The following is an 18,137-nucleotide window of genomic DNA, read 5'->3' as shown; positions in this document are numbered from 1 at the left end:
GATATGCACTAAAAACAATAACAATTTTGGGATTTTATTCATTCTCAACCTCCCTAAGAAGATTACTAATAGCATCTTCAAGTATATCTATCACATGATCAAATCCCTCTGCTCCTCCATAGTATGGATCCGGCACATGGTCAAAAGTTCTATCCGAACTACAAAAATCTGTTAGCATCTTTACCTTCTCGCACTCCTCTTTAGTACAAGCCAGAGAAAGCAAGCAATCTCTGTTAGAATGGTCCATAGGCAAAATCCAGTCAAACTTTTCAAAATCCGAATACCTCACTTTTCTTGATATGGAATCGATGTTATACCCTCTTTTATTTCCATGAAATATCATTCTGGGATCTGCCTTTTCTCCCTCATGATATCCGGCAGTTCCGGCAGAATCTATCACATACTCATAACGTGTACTTCTCGATTCCAAAAACTTCTTAGCCACGGCTTCCGCAGCAGCAGAACGACAGATATTACCAAGACAGACAAATAAAATACACTTTTTCGGTTTATTGTTTTGTTTCATATTATTTTATCATAAGACTACCATACAGGGTCCACATCGTAAAAGACTCTCAAGTTCGACGAAGGTCTATTAAGAGCATACACGCTATTCTGTATCCGTACCATCATCTGTTTGACGTCCTGTATGGGAAATTGTACCGGCACCTTTACCCATATTCTAAACCCTATGGAAGCATTTACTTTTTTTACCGGGAATGGAGCAGGGCCCAAAGTAGTGCAATCTGATAAGTTAGATACCAGCATGGATATCATCTCACGAGTATATGCCAATGCTTCCTTCCGATCCTTACTTTCCACAGATATAGAAATCATTCGAGAAAAAGGCGGATACAACAGAGAATATCTCTCTTTCAAAGCCACAGCGGTAAAGCTTTCATGATCTGATCTTAGGACATTATCTATAACCGGATGATGTGGATTGAAAGTTTGAATTACAACTCTCTTCAAATGCTTTGGAGTATATCTCCATTCGTACATACACTGAAAGACTCTTTCTTCTGCCCGAAAGTCTGGTCTTGCAAACAAAATATCAAGATTGGTTACAGCAATACAATCGGCTCCATGAAGTAGAGCAAATGAAGGACGACCCTTTGGAGAAAGAATGATGTCTGCGTCTTCCCATCCGAAATTAGATTTAGAGTCCTCCACTCTAACAGGAACATTAGGATATAATTCTCTTACTTCATCTGCTAAACGCTCTATGCCTGTTCCTTCCTCTTTTAAGCTTTTTCCCTCACATTCTGCACATTTCTCCAGCTTTGGCTTGTGATATCCGCAAATAGCACAAACAAGTTCTCCTCCCTCCTTGTATATTTTAAGAGGAATCTTACAATCCGGGCAACTTTCCACATGACCACATCGAATACAACTTACACCCTTGGCATATCCGTATCTGTGGTGCAGAATAAGTACTTTTCCCGACTCTGACAAAGTCTTCTGTATAGCACTTTGCAGTTCAAAAGACAGAAGCCTGCCACTCACACGATTCTTATCAAAAGCCTCACGTAGATCTACAAGATCTACGCTACAATCCCTATTCTTTGAGGGATTCACATAATCGAAAGGGATCAGTCTGTATGTTCCCCTTTTTGCTTGTATGTAGCTTTCTAAAGATGGTATTCTCGAACAAAGTAAAACATCTACTTCTTTTCCCATAAGGCGAGCCATCATAAGAGCAGTATGAACTGCAGAGTATCGTGGATTAGGTTCTATCTGCTTGTAAAAACTATCCTCTTCTCCCAGCACAATAATTCCTTTAAGAGAGGCAATAGGAAGAAGTACAACAGAACGAATGCCGACAAAAATATAACCTCCACTTCCCGATAGAGACTTATTCCAAACGGACTCCTTCTGCATTCCACTACTATTGGCATCATAGAGTTCTACTTTTTCCGGGAATAGTATCCGAAGGTATGGAAGAGCTTCGGATAGTAGCTCGGTAGAGGGATATAAAAGCAATATATTTCCCCCTGCTTCTATCTTCCCCTCTATCCAGTGAATAGGCAAGCTTGTGTATGGAGTGGAATAGTCAAACTCCCCATGTATCAACTGAATTTGGATATTCTGTGCGGATTGTTCCAAACATCTTCTCCATGCCTGTTGTGATTGTTTCAGCTCCTCTTCAGGAATAACAAGAGTATAAGAAGATACAGACGAGGCATCTACGATTCTTAGGAAGCCTGACTCAATTAGACTTTTAACAATTGCCGGAGAAGTATTGTACTTCTCAGCTATATAGCTACGAGTGAAATAACGGATATTTTTTTCTTCTCTGACAGCTGCAGCTACTCGAATCATCTGCTTCCGTTTGGAATACCTCTGAAGAAATAGCTTCCACTCTTCTTCGGTATCAGAGAGCAATACTCCCTTTGGAGAGGCTAAAAAAGGTTCTGAAACAGCAACTAATGTTCTGGTTCTATAGGTACGATTATCCAACTCCGACACATTCTCTTCCAATGAAGAGGGAAGACAAGCTCTCCAAACCTCTCCCATTGTACACATATAGTAGAGAGAAATCCATTCCCACAACTTTACTATGGATTGAGGTATCTTAGGAAAAGAAAAGACATCCGAAACATTCTTGTAGGAGATTCCCTCATGAGGAGGAAGCTCTCTTTCTCGTACAACAAGCCCGGTGTACAATATTTTTCCTACATAAACACGTACTATGGAGCCAATACCGATTCCCAATGTTTCCTCTTCCACCTTGTATGTGTATGGGGTAGGAACAAGTAGCGGGACTATGACATCTACATAACACATTCGCCATAATTAACGAGGAGCTCTCGTATAAAGAAAAAATGCAACCGGAATGAATATAATATTGGGCAACCAAGCTCCCAAGGCAGGGGGTATAGCTCCCGAAGCAGAGTAGGTACTGAAAAATGTAAAGAGCAATATATATGTAAAGGTAAGGGCTAAACCTATTGCAATATTCAGTCCCATTCCTCCTTTAACCTTTCGAAGAGACAGTGTAGCTCCCATGATGGTCAATATAAATGCAGCCAAAATAGAAGCAAATCTCCGATGATACTCTATCTGAAATCTTTGAATACTTCCTAAGCCTCTATCTCTCTGTCTGTCTATATACCTTCCTAATGTTGCTGTGGTAAGTTGTTCGCTATCTTCATCGGACATCACCAGATCTGCGGGCGTTATTGGGATTATCGTGTCTTTGGCTGTACCTGTCGAGACCTTTTCGTAAAGCCCTTCAAAATCTCGTATCATATAGTCTGTAAGAGTCCAATGATAAAGAGAGTCATACGTAACCATCTGTGCAGTTAATCTCGACACCAATGTTTTTCCCTCGAATTTTTCCAAAGAGAAAAAGCCTCCGGAATTGTTGATAACATCAAAAGAAGAGAAAAATGCCAAGACTCCGGGAGCAACCTCTGCCTGCAGATTAGAGCCACGTACATTCTTTTTATCATCAATATATCTGTTCTGAAACTCTATTCTTACCACATTCAGCTTGGGCACGATATAGCTACTGAGCAAAAAAGTAGCAAATGCCAATACCGTTGCAGATATCATATAGGGTTTCATGATACGCTTCAAGCTCATCCCCGAAGACTGCATGGCTATGATCTCGGAGTTATTAGCCAGCTTGGAAGTAAAGAATATAACGCTAAGGAAGATAAACAGCGGAGCAAGCAGGTTGGCATAGTATGGAATAAAAGCCATGTAATAGTTGAATACGATCTCACGCAGAGTGAGTTCCGGATTGGAAAACTCGGAGATCTTCTCCTGAATATCTATCACCACGATTATAGCCATGATGAGGGATATAATAAACAGAAACGTTCCGAGAAACTGCTTTATTATATATCTATCTAAGCGTGTCAATCCTATTTTACTCCAAAACTTTGCCATCGTGTATCTTCTTTATAGACGTCTCATAAGCACCGGAATCATCCTGTCTTTCCATGCCTTAAATGTCCCTACCAGGATCTGTTTTCTGGCTTCTCTTACCAAATCCAGATAGAAAGCCAGATTATGCACGGAAGCAATCTGGAAGCCTAACAACTCTTTGCTGTGAATAAGATGCCTCACATACGCCTTGGAGTACCTCTGATCCACATGAGAAGATCCATTCGGATCGAGTGGAGAGAAATCGTCAGCCCACTTTTGGTTTCTCATGTTCATGGTTCCCTCCCACGTAAAGAGCATTCCGTTTCTACCATTTCTGGTAGGCATGATGCAGTCAAACATATCTACCCCTCTCTCTATTGCTTCCAATATATTTTCGGGAGTACCCACCCCCATCAGGTAGCGAGGCTTATCCTGAGGCAGCTCTTCATTTACTATCTCAATCATGTCGTACATAACCTCCGCAGGTTCCCCCACGGCAAGACCTCCGATAGCATTTCCATCTGCCCCATAGTCTGCCACTCTTTTGGCGGCATCCCGTCTAAGATCAGCGTAGGTACAGCCCTGCACAATAGGGAAAAGGCTCTGATTATAGCCATAATGCGGTTCTGTCTCGTTGAATCTCTTAAAACAACGTTCAAGCCAACGCTCTGTCAGCCCAAGAGACTTCTTTGCATAAGCATAATCAGAAGTTCCGGGAGGACACTCATCAAAGGCCATGATAATATCTGCACCTATTAGTCTCTCTATGTCCATCACCTTTTCCGGAGTGAAAAGATGCTTTGAGCCATCCAGGTGAGAGCGAAACTCCACTCCCTCTTCCATAATCTTTCTTATCTCTGTAAGGGAAAAGACCTGAAAGCCGCCACTATCTGTAAGAATGGGTCCATCCCATGTTCCAAACTTGTGTAGCCCTCCGGCTTTGTAGAGGATATCCGTACCGGGTCTCAAATAGAGATGGTATGTGTTTCCAAGTATTATTTCTGCCCCTATATCTTCACGCAGTTCGTGCATATAGACAGCCTTAACACTGCCCAACGTACCCACAGGCATGAATATAGGAGTGTGAATATCTCCATGATTCGTATGCAGAACACCTGCTCTGGCATTGCTGTTCGGATCTTTATATTGCAATTCATATTTCATTACCACAAAGGTATTACTTCTGTCTTTAATATCAAGAAGAGACAGGGCTAATCCTCATCCCACCAGTCGGAGAGATCCCCTACTCCCTTGAAGCGATCCAGCTCTCGTCTTTCTTTTTTAGTGGGTCGTCCCAACCCTCTTGAGCGATCCACAAAACCGGAAAGCTTATTCAGCTCCAATATTTCATACTCGCTTTCCGGTGTCAGATTCTCAAGATATTGGTCTACAAGCTTGGCTCCGACACGGCTATTCAGTAACGCTTTCACTCTGAAAGTGTAGGTTATCGGAGGCTTGCGTACCTTTATTATATCCCCCACCCTCACTATTGCAGAGGGCTTGGCGGGCTGATCTCTTAGCTCCACTCTATTCTTTTTGCACTCTTCTGCAGCAATAGAGCGTGTTTTATACACCCGAGTAGCCCAAAGCCACTTGTCTATTCTTCCGTCGCCGGAGTGTTCTTTGTCTGACATTCCTGCTTTACCACTTTAGTGTTTACACTATTCATTGCCCGCTCTATGCCCATTAGGGCAAAAAGCTTTATTCCTTCACAGGCACGTGAGCCTATTTCAACCAGAGCCTTTTCCTCTTCAGGAGTAAATTTATCGAGGACATAATCTACCTGCTCGCCTTTATGAAAATTATTGCCGATACCCACTCTTAGGCGAGCATACTTTTGAGATCCCAATATCTGGGCTATATGTTTCAGGCCATTATGACCTCCATCACTTCCCGATGGCTTCATTCTCAATGTTCCGAGCGGCAGAGAGAGATCGTCTGTAACGATAAGAAGATTTTCCACCGGGATATTCTCTTTCGTCATCCAGTATCTCACGGCATTTCCGCTCAGGTTCATGTAAGTAGAGGGCTTCAGTAGAACGAGGATTTTGTTCTTTACCCTAACCTGTGCCACTGCCCCATATCTATCGTCCGAAAAGTCTGTGGTGAAGTCCGGAACCAGCCCATTGACAACCCTAAAGCCGACATTGTGGCGAGTTCCCATATATTCTGCTCCGACATTTCCGAGTCCGACAACAAGATATTTATTACTCATGCTTATCTATGTGTATCCTTATGAGAAGTATTCAACATCTCATCTGCTATCTCTTCCAACTTATCGTACCACTCCTTCCCGAATCTTCTTATCAACGGTTCTTTCAAAAACTGATAGACTCTCATATTTAGCTTTTTGCCTTTTACCAATGCAGGCTTGCAGATTTCCCACTCGTGGTAGTTTACGGCGGTAAAAGAGGAGTATTCGGTCAGCCTTACGGGGTAGAGATGACAAGATATAGGCTTGTAGAACGACCGTTGCTTGTTTTTGGTGTAAGCTTTCTCAAAAGCACAGCGACACCATCCGTTTTCCTCCGAGAGGGAAAAGACGCAATCTCTGCCACCTATGATAGAAGTAACGAGGTCTCCATCGCTATCTCTGTAAGCAGGTCCGTTCTGTTCGAGATAGTTCAGATGTTTTTCCGGAAGATATTCCCGAACCACATCATAGCACTCTGCAATCTTTGGGAGTTCGTTCTCCTCCAAAGGAGCACCACTTTCTCCCTCTATGCAGCAAGCTCCTTTGCAAGCCTCCAGATCGCAGCAGAAATATGTTTCTATGACATCCCTGCTTACTATGGCTCCGTCTATCTCTATCACTTTATCTTTAATGTATTACAAATCGACCTCTTTCTTTAGAAACAAATATCTGCCTACAAGCTTTGAGACTTACAGGCAGATATTTCTATATGCTGAGCTACGCACAGCGCAATAAAGATTACTTACCGGCTTTTGCGGCAGCACCTCTTGCAGCACGAGTAAGCTTAACTGCAGCTACAACGTTGTTCTTAGAGTTCATCAACTCAAGATTGTCAAAAGATAGCTGACCAATCTGCAATGTCTTACCCAAGCCCAAGTTTGTTACATCAATAGAAAGGAATTCAGGAATGTTTTTGTAAAGTCCCTTCACACGGATTTTTCTCATCTCAAGGCTCAACTTACCACCGGCCTTAACACCCTCTGCGTGACCTGTAAGCTTAACAGGAACATCTATCACAATAGGCTTAGCTTCTTCTACTTGAAGGAAGTCAATGTGAAGAATACGGTCTGTTACAGGATGGAACTGTATATCCTTCAAGATACATGTAGTAGCCTTACCATCAATATTCATGTTTACCACGAAGATATCAGGAGAGTAGATGAGTTTACGTACTGCATCGTCCGTTACCACGATAGACTGATTAAAGTTTGCACCGTATATTACCGCAGGAATGTTGTCCCCCTTACGGAGCTCCTTTGATGCCTTCTTTCCAAGGTCTTGACGTGCCGATGCACTTAGTTCGAATGTTTTCATTTCGTAAATTTAATTGTTGTGTTACTCAAAATTAGCGTTTCGCTAATTCCCCATCACACGTAGGGCTTTCGCAAAATCTGTGCAAAGATAATGCTTTTCCGTGAGAATGAAAAACATCATACGCCAGAACTTTCGGCTCGAACGAGATCTTAGAAACGTCTATATACCAGCATGGTACATCTTCTCAGGGATCATTTTTATTCTTAACACGATCATAAATACCTTTGAATACGTTTAGAAATGGCTCTAAAGCTTGATAATATTAGAAATCAAGACCTGAATCGGAAAAATCAAGGTTTGAAAACCGGAAATCAAGCCGCAAGTTCCAAAAAGCGAGACTTGATTTACAACTCCGAACAGATTAAAAGAGAAAAATAAACCTGTTTATTACAATATTCGGACAGGTTAAAAGAGAGTTCTAAAAGAGCTTCAGAAATCTTGCAATCCTTTTCCACTCTGCTTTATCTTCTTCCGAAAATGTGTCCTGATAGCGTTGCACACTATCCGCAGGCACTATAAGATACCTGTTTGGACGACCGGTTCTTCTGGCAACAAACGTATAATGCTCTTTCCACTCCTCTATGGATATACGGTTTTGTCTGTCTATGCCGATCTGCATACTCAACATTTTTCCAAGCCGAGTGTATGGTTGATATTGGTTGCTTATGAAGTTTCCAAGAGAGTAAACCACCGGGACAGATTTTCCACCCGATGAAAGCAAAGTATCCGACGGCTGTACCACATGCGGATGCATTCCTACGATGGCATCTACTCCGTTATCTGCAAGCCACTGCGCGTCTCTCTTCTGATCTCTACTTGGGGTAAGGCTATACTCTATCCCCCAGTGCATGGAAGCTATGATAAAGTCTGCTCCTAAAGCTTTTACTTTTTCGAGATCGTTCTTAATGGCGATGGTATCTATCAAGTTCACTCTGACAGGCTCAAAGAATGGAATACCGTTAGTCCCGTAAGTGTATGCCAAGAAGGCAATCTTCACTCCCAATGTATCTATGACAAGAGGATTTCTCATACGATAATCCTCTTCCGAACGGAAAGAGCCCGTACTACGTATTCCCACACCATCCAATATATCAAGCGTTCTGATCACTCCTTTATTACCCCTATCACACGTATGATTATTAGCAGTAGTAAGGATATCCACACCGACATCCCTAAGATCTGAAGCCAAAATATCGGGACTGCTGAATGTAGGATAGCCGGTATAAGGCTCTCCTCCAAAGGTTGTTTCAAGATTTCCAATGACCAAGTCAGCACCCTTGAAATAGGAAGACACCGCATCAAATACAGGCTTAAAGTCATGCTTTTTCTGTTTCCCATCCCAAGCTGCGTCTACTTGAGGTTTATGGCTCATTATGTCTCCGAGAAAGAGGAAACGAAGCCGGCGATATTCGGGAATAGAATCTTGTTCTTTTTTTTCTGCAGAATGTTCCCTGCCCTTTGCTGTTCCACCACAAGAAAGAAGAAGAAAAAAAAGAAACACGATCCCTACAACCGGATTGATTTTTTTGAAAACGTTTTTTGTCATTGGAAGAATAAGCGGTTTTATCAAATGATATATTTTCTCTTTATATGGGGTTGTTATTTCGGATATAGCCTGTTCGGTGCTGTTGAGAATGCCCATTTGGTAGCAAAGATAAGTGAGTTAGAGTGAAGCACAAGCATATCAGATTGTTTATTTCTACACTTTTCTCACAATTCTCTCTTCGGTTAAATTGAACAAAAGAGAGATTAAACGAGGTCATTTTGGTAACTTTGCCCCTCACACAGAACAGAAATCGTATCGTGAAAGAGCATTTGAGCATACAGAATTTGTGCAGGAAGATTTGTGAGTCGTCCCCGACCAAGAGATTAAAAGAGACCCTTTCCGACCGAAGCAATTCGGTAAAAAAAATCTCATTGGAAGGTATCTGTGGTTCATTCCCTGCTGTTTTGACAGCAGACCTGATGCAGCAAACAAATAGAAGCATCCTCCACATAGCACAAGATAAAGAGAGTGCCGGATATTTCTATAATGATATTGTCTCTATCTTGGGAGCAGAGGAGGCAGAGCGAAAAGCATTTTTCTTTCCCTCCAGATACAACCGAGGTATCAAGTACGGTAGCGTAGACAGTGCCAATGAGGTGCTAAGAACACAAGCGATAGAAGCTCTTTCGCACGAGACATCCCCTAAAATCATTGTCTCTTATCCGGATGCCGTGGCAGAAAAGATACCGGACACTGCCGGTGCAGACAGCCATCTCCGAATGGAAGTAAGCGTAGGCGATACCATCGACAGAGCTCATCTGCGGACGGTACTCTGGAATATGGGAATAAACGAAACGGACTACGTCTACTCTCCGGGGGAGTTTGCCGTTCGCGGAAGCCTGATAGACATCTTCTCTTTTGCCTACGAGTATCCGGTGCGGATAGACTTCTTTGATGATGAGATAGAGAGCATCCGTACATTCGACTGCGTGGATCAATGCTCCATAGAGAAGATAGAAAAAGCCGTTATCACTCCTCCCATCAGCAATGAGACGATAACACACGGAGAGGCAATACTGAATCTTCTGCCGCAAAACACAATCTTATTTATAGAGAATAGCGTACAGCTGCACAATGCACTACAAGAGTTGTATGAGAGTAAGCCTGTACATCCGGAAAGCAACAGCATAAAGACAGAAAAAGAGCTTCAAGAACTTCTCATCTCTCCGGGACAATTTGAACATCTTTTAGGGGAAAAGAAAACCATTCTTTCGGGTTTCATCCCTGCGGAAGAACGGCATTTATGGAAGAGTATCTCCTTTAAGCAAAATCCCGAACCACTGTACCATAAACAGTTTGATAGGCTTATAGAGGAGGTTGAGAAGTATCAAAAGGAGAATGGTTACACGGTCTACATCATGAGTGGACAGGAAAGCCAGCTTCAAAGACTAACCCATATCTTTCAAGAGAAAGGTGCTTCCACCCATTTTTCATCCGTTACACCCACTCTGCATGCCGGATTTATAGATCACGAGACACGCATTGTTCTCCTGACGGATCACTCCATTTTTGAAAGATTTCACAGATACAAGACCAAAGCCGACCGCATCAAACAAAACGTGGCAACCCTATCCATAAAAGATATTCAGGGGTTCAGCTTCGGAGATTATGTCGTACATATCAATCACGGCATAGGACAGTTTGCCGGACTTCTCACCATGGAGCAGAACGGAAAAAGGCAAGAGTACGTCCGTGTAAACTACAAAGGCGGAGACAGCATCTATGTAAGCATACACTCTCTGCACCATCTTTCCAAATACAAATCCAAAGAGAGCGATACTCCTCCGACTTTGAGCAAACTCGGATCCGGTGCTTGGGAAAAGCTGAAAGAGACAACAAAGAAAAAGGTTAAAGACATTGCCCGGGATCTCATCAAGCTTTACGCTTCCCGTATGGAGCAAAAGGGATTTGCTTTTTCGCCGGATACCTACCTGCAAGAAGAGTTGGAAAGCTCTTTCATGTACGAAGACACACCGGATCAGGAGAAGACAACTGCCGAAGTGAAGCACGACATGGAACAACCCGTACCTATGGATCGTCTTGTCTGTGGAGATGTAGGCTTCGGAAAGACCGAGATAGCCATACGTGCTGCATTCAAAGCGGCTACGGACAATAAGCAGGTAGCTGTTTTGGTACCAACGACCGTACTGGCGTATCAACACTACAGGACATTTAAGAAAAGGCTGAAAAACTTTCCCGTGAATATTGCATACCTCTCCAGAGCAAAGTCGGCAAAAGAGCAGAGAGACATACTAACCGGACTGAAAGAAGGCAAGATAGACATCATCATAGGTACTCATAAGCTGGTAGGGAAAGAGGTTATCTTCAAGGATCTTGGGCTTCTGATCATAGACGAAGAGCAGAAGTTTGGTGTCTCCGTAAAGGAAAAGCTGAGACAGTTGAGAGCCAATGTGGATACACTGACCCTGACAGCCACACCCATTCCGCGTACTTTGCAGTTTTCTCTAATGGGAGCAAGAGACCTGTCTAATATTCTAACTCCCCCACCCAACAGGCATCCGATCTATACGGAACTATCTACATACAATGGAGAGAATATTGCCGAAGCCATCAACTTTGAGCTTGCAAGAGGAGGACAAATCTTTTTTGTTCACAACAGAATACACAATCTGAACGATATTGCATCGGACATCGTGCGTGCAGTACCCGATATCAGAATAGGTATCGCACACGGACAGATGGCTCCGAAAGAGGTAGAAAAAATCCTTATGGACTTTGTGGATCATCGCTATGATCTCCTTTTGGCAACTTCGATAGTGGAGAATGGTATAGATGTACCCAATGCCAACACCATCATTATCAATGATGCGCACAGATACGGACTGAGTGATCTGCATCAGCTTAGAGGGAGAGTCGGGAGAAGTGATAAGAAAGCTTTCTGCCATCTGATGGTGCCACCCAAAGAGTATCTCACTCCCGATGCAGTCCGGAGACTGGAAGCGATAACCTCCTATACAGACTTGGGCAGTGGCATTCATATAGCCATGCAAGACCTTGACATACGTGGAGCCGGGAATATGCTTGGGGCAGAACAGAGCGGTTTCATTGCAGATATAGGCTACGAAACGTACAAGAAGATCTTGGAAGAGGCTGTCGGCGAAATCAGAAATGAGGAGCTTGGAGAGGTGAAAGCCTATTCCTCATCGAGCAACAAAGAGTATGTGAAAGAGACCATCATAGAAACAGACTTTGATGCTTACTTTCCGGACGACTACGTACCCGGCGACCAGGAAAAGCTTGCCCTGTACCGAAAGTTGGAAGACCTTACCGACCATGACTCTCTCCGTATTTATACGGAAAAATTGCTGGACAGATTCGGCAAGTTACCACCGGAAGCGGAGAACCTGTTGGAGCTTATCTTGATCAAATGGAAAGGTAAGGCACTCGGTTTGGAGAAGATTGTACTAAAAGGCAACAGAATGAATATGCAGTTTGTCTCCGATGAAAAAAGCCCGTTCTACCGGTCTGAGACTTTCTCTGCAATCTTATCGAGTCCGATTCTTATCAAACGAAAGATGCAGTTCAAGCAGGTTGGCAACAAAAGATTACTGATAGTTCCGACAATCGAAAGCATCAAGGAAGCCTCTTCTGTGTTGGATCAATTACTTTCTCAATAGCTATACAAAACGATCTTATAACGTTAAAAAGATGCTCTGAGCCGATTCAGGAAAAAAGATCACGGCTTGATTGGTAAAATTCAAGCTTTGAACTGCGTAAATCAAGGCATGATTTTTCCAAGACAAGACATGATTTCACAAAATCAAGCCTTGATTTCGATCTCCGAACAGGTTTAGCCGTTTTTATTAACGTGAATACAAAAAGAGATTGGAATGTTCAAACAAATTTACATTCCAATCTCTTCTATTTTTCAGTGCCGTATATCTTGCCGCCTGTTAAGCGTCTCCCTTCAGGAATAGAGCTTTTACCTCTTCTGCTATTGCTTCTGCCTCTTTCATGGTAGGAGCTTCGGAGTAGATCCGGACAATAGGCTCGGTATTGCTCTTTCGGATTTGCACCCAAGTGGTTTCAAAGTCCAACTTCAGCCCATCCGTAGTGGTAGGAGTGGCTTGAGGATAATGGCTCCGAATCTTGGATATCATTGCCGAAAAGTCTGTGCAGTCATCAATCTGCACTTTAGTCTTGAACATACAATACTGTGGAAGTATTTCCCTCATCTGTGTAGGCTTTAGCATCCGTTTTGCAAGTGCTGTCAGGAAGAGAGCGATACCCACCATTGCATCTCTTCCGTAGTGCAATGCAGGGAAGATTACTCCCCCATTTCCTTCTCCGCCAATAAGAGCACCGACCTCTTTCATCTTTGCCACGACATTTACTTCACCCACATTTGCAGGATAGTATTGCCCTCCTCTTGCAAGAGTAACATCTCTAAGACCACGAGAAGAAGAGAGATTGGAGACCGTGGTATGCTGTCCCGGAGTGATGTCCAACAGATAGTCCGCAACGGCTATTAGTGTATTCTCCTCACCAAACATGGAGCCATCTTCGCATATAACCGCAAGTCTGTCCGCATCCGGATCTACTGCAAAGCCAACGTGTGCCTGCTCCTCCACAACGACAGAAGAGATGTCTGTAAGATTGTGAGGCAGTGGTTCCGGATCGTGAGCAAACTCTCCATTGGGTGTACCATGAATCAAAAGAATATCTCTTACGCCCAATGCTTCCAAAAGGCTTGGAACAATAACAGCTCCGACAGAGTTTACACAGTCTACCGCAACCTTCAGCCTTGCACGACTGATGGCATCGACATCAACCTGAGGCAGAGCCACGACATCGTCTATATGCTTTTGGGTGTAGTCTTTTCGATAAATCCTGCCTATCTCATCTACCGGAGAGAAGTTCAGAGCATCGCTTTCTGCCAAAGCGATGAGTGCCTTTCCCTCTTTGTCGCTAAGGAACTCGCCTTTTTCGTTGAGTAACTTTAGAGCATTCCAGTGTTTAGGATTGTGGCTTGCGGTGATAATGATGCCTCCATCTGCTTGCTCGTAAATCACTGCCATTTCTGTGGTAGGAGTGGATGCAAGATCTATATCGACAACATTGAATCCCATGGCTACAAGAGTTCCTGTAACAATGTTCTTGACCATAGGTCCCGATATACGGGCATCGCGCCCAACCACTATCTTGTTGCTACGAACAGTGGAAGACTCTCTTATGAGAGAGGCATAAGCTGCCGTAAACTTAGCAATATTCACAGGGTTCAATCCTTCTTCAACGGATCCTCCTATCGTTCCCCGAATACCTGAAATAGACTTTATTAAACTCATATACTCTAACGAATGTATCTTTTGTGGATATATAGATATGCAAAAACCTGCATGATGCAGGCTTTTACTTCTTAAACTTAAACTCTACAAGTTCATAAAACACGGGCTCTCCGTTTTGCTGAATCTCCGCAACACCGGGTCCATACTTGAATGATACTATCATCTGTACTTTTCCTCCGTCTCCGACATAAGGAAGTACAAAGTTCATCGCAGGAGCCAGATAGCTGTTGTATGGTGAGTGAGATATAGTAGAAGAGACAAGAATTTCTCTTCCCTCTTTCACATATACAAAATTGCAGGGATACGTACCGGATTTGGTAGGACTGATATTATCGTAAATACTCTTTTCCTCTTGAGCAAAACGTTCCATTTTGAATCGGGTAAGCACAATGGTCTTTCCAGATACAAGCTTCTTTTTCATATCTCCACGGCTTACAATGCGGAGATAAATACCATCTTTCACTTCAAAAAACTCATTCTCCGGAGAGGCTTGCCCTTCTGCCGGTTCGGAAGTAATCTTGAAGTTGTTCTTTGAAACAAATTCTGCTATCTGTCTTTTCTCTCTCTTGATGATGTCCACATAGGAAAGCCTGTTCTTATCACAAGAGATAAAAAGAGAGGCAAGAAAAATCGTTGCAAGAGATAGTATGAAGTGTGTCTTCTTGTTTGCCATGATATATCGTAATGGTCTGCTTAAATAATCTGTCTGTTCACTATTCCTTTCAAAGGTAGTAAAAATATTACGGATGCATCTTCTCTAATGCTTTGAGAACCTCTTGATAAGCCTCTTCTAAAGTTCCGTAGAACTCAGCACCCGAAGCATTTCTGTGCCCTCCACCTGAAAAATAGGATGAAGCAAAGAGATTGCACGCAAAAGGATCTTTGGATCGGAAAGAGAGCTTAATAAAGTTGGACTGCTCGTACAAATAGATCGAGAACAGAATTTCTTTTGCTTCAAGAGGAACATTGACCAGCCCGTCCGTGTCTCCTATCTTGTAGTTAAATCTGTTCTTCTCTGCTTTTGAAAGTGTGATTATGGCTGTCTTTTTCTCCGGCAAAACCGTAAGATTGTTGGAGACAGCGTAGGCATTAAGCCTTACTTTATCTATGGAATAGCCTCTGTTTACACGAGCCGACACATCGTCTTTATCCAATCCGAGCTCTATCATTTCGGATAAAACGGTATAGATATGCGGGTCATTGGAGTTGTAAGAAAAGCCTCCCGTGTCGGTCATCATACCTACATAGAAACAGGTTATGGCATCCAGCGTAAAAAGTTCCTTATATCCGCAGAGAGATAAAATGGTGTAAGTCAAAAGAGAGGTAGAGGAAACCATCGGATAGGAAAAGACCAGATCCGAAAAATCGGTGGGATCCAAATGATGGTCGATAAGAATCTTATATGCCTTTGAACGGCAAAGGCTATCTGACATTTCGGCTGTGCGGTACGGATCGTTGAAGTCAAGAGAGAATATAATATCCGCTTCTTCCAATATGCGAGAAGCTTTTTCCGGTGTCTCTTTAGCAATGGTATGTATCTCCAAATCTGCAAGGAAGCTGAAACTTTCGGGGTATCTGGAAGGGAAAACAATATCTGCCTCTATCCCTTTGCTTTTCAAAATATGGTACAGCCCCAATGAAGAGCCTACGGCATCACCATCCGGTGAAACATGAGTAATGATAGCAACCTTATCCGTTCTCTTTATTCCTTCTATCTTTTCTCTTAGGTGATCTATTTTTGTTGTGTCCAGTTCTTTTATCATCGTTTCTTTTATGGGTGTTACGCCCTTGTTGTATTCTGTTTGTTTGCTTTCTGTACGATTTTCTTCTCGCTTTGGAGCGCTCCGTGGAGGGGGCATATACGGGGGCTTCACCCAAATCAGGCGCCAAAGGGATCTTTTTTACTTCGTATTCAAGAAAGCGTTCTATCTTGTAAAATTCGTTTTGCTCATCCTGTCCGACAAGAGTAATGGCAATGCCATAGTCGTTATCTCCTCTTGCTGTACGTCCAATCCGGTGTACGTAATCTTCCGGATCTCTCGGCACATCAAGGTTGATGACCATCTCTATCTGGTCTACATCTATTCCCCTAGCCACAATATCCGTAGCGACCAAAAGATCTATCTTGCCGTTCTTAAAGTCTCTCATCACCTCTTCTCGCTTTGACTGATCAAGGTCGGAGTGCATTTCGCACAGTTTTATATGCTTTCGGGAAAGGGTTGTAGAGAGTTGGCGCACCTTTTCCTTAGATGAAGCAAATATGATACTCCTTTTAGGTGCATGCTCCTTAAAGAGTTGGAGAATGATTGGAAGCTTTTGAGGCTCGTAACAGATATATGCTCTCTGATCTATGGATGTCGGAGGTTTTGATATGGCAATATTTATCTGTTTCGGATTCTTCATAATATTTGCCGCAAGCTTACGTATATTCGCAGGCATTGTTGCCGAAAACATTATGATCTGACAGCTTTTGGGCAACTGCTCAAATATCTGCATAATATCATCATAGAAGCCCATATCCAACATTCTGTCTGCTTCATCCAAAATGAAGAAACTCAGTTGAGAAAGATCTACAGCCTCGAAGTTGAGATGAGATAGTAACCTTCCGGGAGTAGCGACAACAATATCTACACCCATGGCGAGACCTCTTCGCTGTTGTTCCCATTCGCTTCCACCCGTTCCTCCATATACCGCCGTTGCAGAAACATCGACAAAGTAAGCAAAACCCTGTATCTGATTATCTATCTGCTGAGCCAGCTCTCGTGTGGGGGCCATAATTACTGCGTTGACCTTATTGTTAGGAAAATCTCCATCTGCAAGCATACTTAAAAGAGGAAGGACATAGGCTGCCGTTTTTCCCGTTCCCGTTTGAGCGCAGGCAATAAGGTCATCCCCGTCCAAGATAACAGGGATCGCCAGCTTTTGTATTGGTGATGGTTCTTTGAAGTTCATAGCCTCCAAACCATCCATCACATTCGGATTAAGATCAAACTGATCAAATGTATTTTCTATACTATTTTCTATATCGTTCTCCATTATCAAGTTCAGAGATTAAAGTGTAGGTAACATGCCGTAACGTTGAACAACTTCCGTCCACGTTCCTTTTGTATAAGCCAAAGAGATAACAGAGTCGAGATTTGCCTTCAACTTCTCCTGGCCTATGTTCAGAACCCAAGTATGTTTAAGCAAAAAGCTGACATCTGTATCAATAACCAAGTTGGGAAGTTTTGCCGCATAAGATCCGGCAATATTTTTCTCACAAATGACGTAAGCGAGAACTCCTTCTGAAACCGAGCGAATCAGCTTTTCCTGACTCTCTTCTGTCTGACGGATTTGAAGATCAGGAATACTCTCTTGAGAGAGGTGACTTATTAACACCTCCATTGCAGGGAAGCCACTTGGTACGCTGATCTCTTTCCCTCTCAAGCTATCCAATGTAAAAGGAGAAATGTTATCGCCATCCGGGATATGTCGCATAAGGACATAGGAGGAGGAGTAGACAGGACGAGTATAAATGAAATCCTCACTACTATCAAGCATTGTCAGGTAAGAAGTGGCAAGTATATCCAAACGGTTACTCTTGAGATCCTCCAAAGACTCTGCATGAGATGTATATGGAACTATCTTGTAATCCTTATCCATCTTAGGCAAAAGCTTGATAAGCTCAACTTGTAAACCGGAAAGAGAGTCTCCCTTTATGGATATATCCTGTGGAGAGAGAACGACTCCGATACGAATATTTTCATCATCAGCACCGGTTTTCTTCTCCGATAACAGAGTAAACAACTTATATCCACCAAAACCAAAAAGCAGAACAAGAGCAACACCTAAAAGAATAGGCAAACGCAAATGAGCATTTCGCCCTCCTTTGTTTACTTGAATATATCTGTTGGACATGGCT

Annotated in this window: 15 protein-coding genes; 1 reads left to right on the top strand and 14 read right to left on the bottom strand. The window is 42.9% G+C overall.

The features are described 5' to 3' along the window. Positions 1 to 34: 34 nt before the first annotated feature. The 9 genes from HQ29_RS05475 to HQ29_RS05435 all read right to left on the bottom strand — a co-directional run bounded on the left by HQ29_RS05475 (position 35) and on the right by HQ29_RS05435 (position 8,930). Complete coding sequence (locus HQ29_RS05475) at positions 35 to 526, bottom strand: low molecular weight protein-tyrosine-phosphatase (protein ID WP_036868112.1); 492 nt, start codon at positions 524 to 526, stop codon at positions 35 to 37. 17 nt (positions 527 to 543) lie between these two features. Then, a complete protein-coding gene (gene priA / locus HQ29_RS05470; RefSeq protein WP_036868109.1) occupies positions 544 to 2,787 on the bottom strand; it encodes a replication restart helicase PriA in 2,244 nt (747 codons plus the stop codon). Between the two features lie 9 nt (positions 2,788 to 2,796). Then, positions 2,797 to 3,897 (bottom strand): LptF/LptG family permease, encoded by a 1,101-nt coding sequence (locus tag HQ29_RS05465; protein WP_036846084.1) that lies wholly within the window; start codon positions 3,895 to 3,897, stop codon positions 2,797 to 2,799. 12 nt (positions 3,898 to 3,909) lie between these two features. Then, positions 3,910 to 5,040 (bottom strand): tRNA guanosine(34) transglycosylase Tgt, encoded by a 1,131-nt coding sequence (tgt, locus tag HQ29_RS05460; protein WP_036868106.1) that lies wholly within the window; start codon positions 5,038 to 5,040, stop codon positions 3,910 to 3,912. A 47-nt stretch (positions 5,041 to 5,087) separates the two neighbouring features. Next, positions 5,088 to 5,510, bottom strand: a complete 423-nt coding sequence (locus tag HQ29_RS05455) for an RNA-binding S4 domain-containing protein (protein ID WP_036788820.1) — start codon at positions 5,508 to 5,510, stop codon at positions 5,088 to 5,090. Beyond that, positions 5,474 to 6,091 (bottom strand): aminoacyl-tRNA hydrolase, encoded by a 618-nt coding sequence (pth, locus tag HQ29_RS05450; RefSeq protein ID WP_052089864.1) that lies wholly within the window; start codon positions 6,089 to 6,091, stop codon positions 5,474 to 5,476. Before pth ends, HQ29_RS05455 begins: the two co-directional genes overlap by 37 nt. Before the next feature lie 2 nt (positions 6,092 to 6,093). Beyond that, positions 6,094 to 6,690 (bottom strand): DUF3109 family protein, encoded by a 597-nt coding sequence (locus HQ29_RS05445; protein WP_036868103.1) that lies wholly within the window; start codon positions 6,688 to 6,690, stop codon positions 6,094 to 6,096. Positions 6,691 to 6,808: 118 nt separating this feature from the next. After that, positions 6,809 to 7,384 carry a 50S ribosomal protein L25/general stress protein Ctc gene (locus HQ29_RS05440; protein WP_036868100.1) on the bottom strand — a complete coding sequence of 192 codons (576 nt, stop codon included), beginning with the start codon at positions 7,382 to 7,384 and terminating at the stop codon, positions 6,809 to 6,811. A 418-nt stretch (positions 7,385 to 7,802) separates the two neighbouring features. Continuing rightward, positions 7,803 to 8,930, bottom strand: a complete 1,128-nt coding sequence (locus HQ29_RS05435; RefSeq protein ID WP_052089862.1) for a CapA family protein — start codon at positions 8,928 to 8,930, stop codon at positions 7,803 to 7,805. Between the two features lie 269 nt (positions 8,931 to 9,199). Here HQ29_RS05435 and mfd point away from each other — a divergent pair, with 269 nt between their 5' ends. Further along, a complete protein-coding gene (mfd, locus tag HQ29_RS05430; protein ID WP_082226851.1) occupies positions 9,200 to 12,568 on the top strand; it encodes a transcription-repair coupling factor in 3,369 nt (1,122 codons plus the stop codon). A 276-nt stretch (positions 12,569 to 12,844) separates the two neighbouring features. On the opposite strand, the gene glmM is transcribed toward mfd, so the two are convergent. The 5 genes from glmM to HQ29_RS05405 all read right to left on the bottom strand — a co-directional run bounded on the left by glmM (position 12,845) and on the right by HQ29_RS05405 (position 18,133). Further along, complete coding sequence (glmM, locus tag HQ29_RS05425; RefSeq protein WP_036868098.1) at positions 12,845 to 14,236, bottom strand: phosphoglucosamine mutase; 1,392 nt, start codon at positions 14,234 to 14,236, stop codon at positions 12,845 to 12,847. A gap of 64 nt (positions 14,237 to 14,300) precedes the next feature. Continuing rightward, positions 14,301 to 14,909 carry a DUF4827 family protein gene (locus HQ29_RS05420; RefSeq protein WP_036868096.1) on the bottom strand — a complete coding sequence of 203 codons (609 nt, stop codon included), beginning with the start codon at positions 14,907 to 14,909 and terminating at the stop codon, positions 14,301 to 14,303. A 67-nt stretch (positions 14,910 to 14,976) separates the two neighbouring features. Then, positions 14,977 to 15,999, bottom strand: coding sequence for a DHH family phosphoesterase (locus HQ29_RS05415; protein WP_036868094.1), 1,023 nt, complete (start codon positions 15,997 to 15,999; stop codon positions 14,977 to 14,979). Next, positions 15,926 to 17,272 (bottom strand): DEAD/DEAH box helicase, encoded by a 1,347-nt coding sequence (locus HQ29_RS05410; RefSeq protein WP_052089860.1) that lies wholly within the window; start codon positions 17,270 to 17,272, stop codon positions 15,926 to 15,928. The genes HQ29_RS05415 and HQ29_RS05410 overlap by 74 nt, the downstream gene beginning before the upstream one ends. 15 nt (positions 17,273 to 17,287) lie before the next feature. Continuing rightward, entirely contained in the window at positions 17,288 to 18,133 is an 846-nt protein-coding gene (locus HQ29_RS05405) for a transporter substrate-binding domain-containing protein (protein WP_036868091.1), read from the bottom strand. Positions 18,134 to 18,137: the final 4 nt, after the last annotated feature.

The organism is Porphyromonas canoris, from assembly GCF_000765975.1.
Classification (GTDB): Bacteria; Bacteroidota; Bacteroidia; order Bacteroidales; family Porphyromonadaceae; genus Porphyromonas_A; species Porphyromonas_A canoris.
The sequence above is the reverse complement of the archived record's forward strand: the minus strand, read 5'-3'. Positions and strand labels throughout refer to the sequence as shown.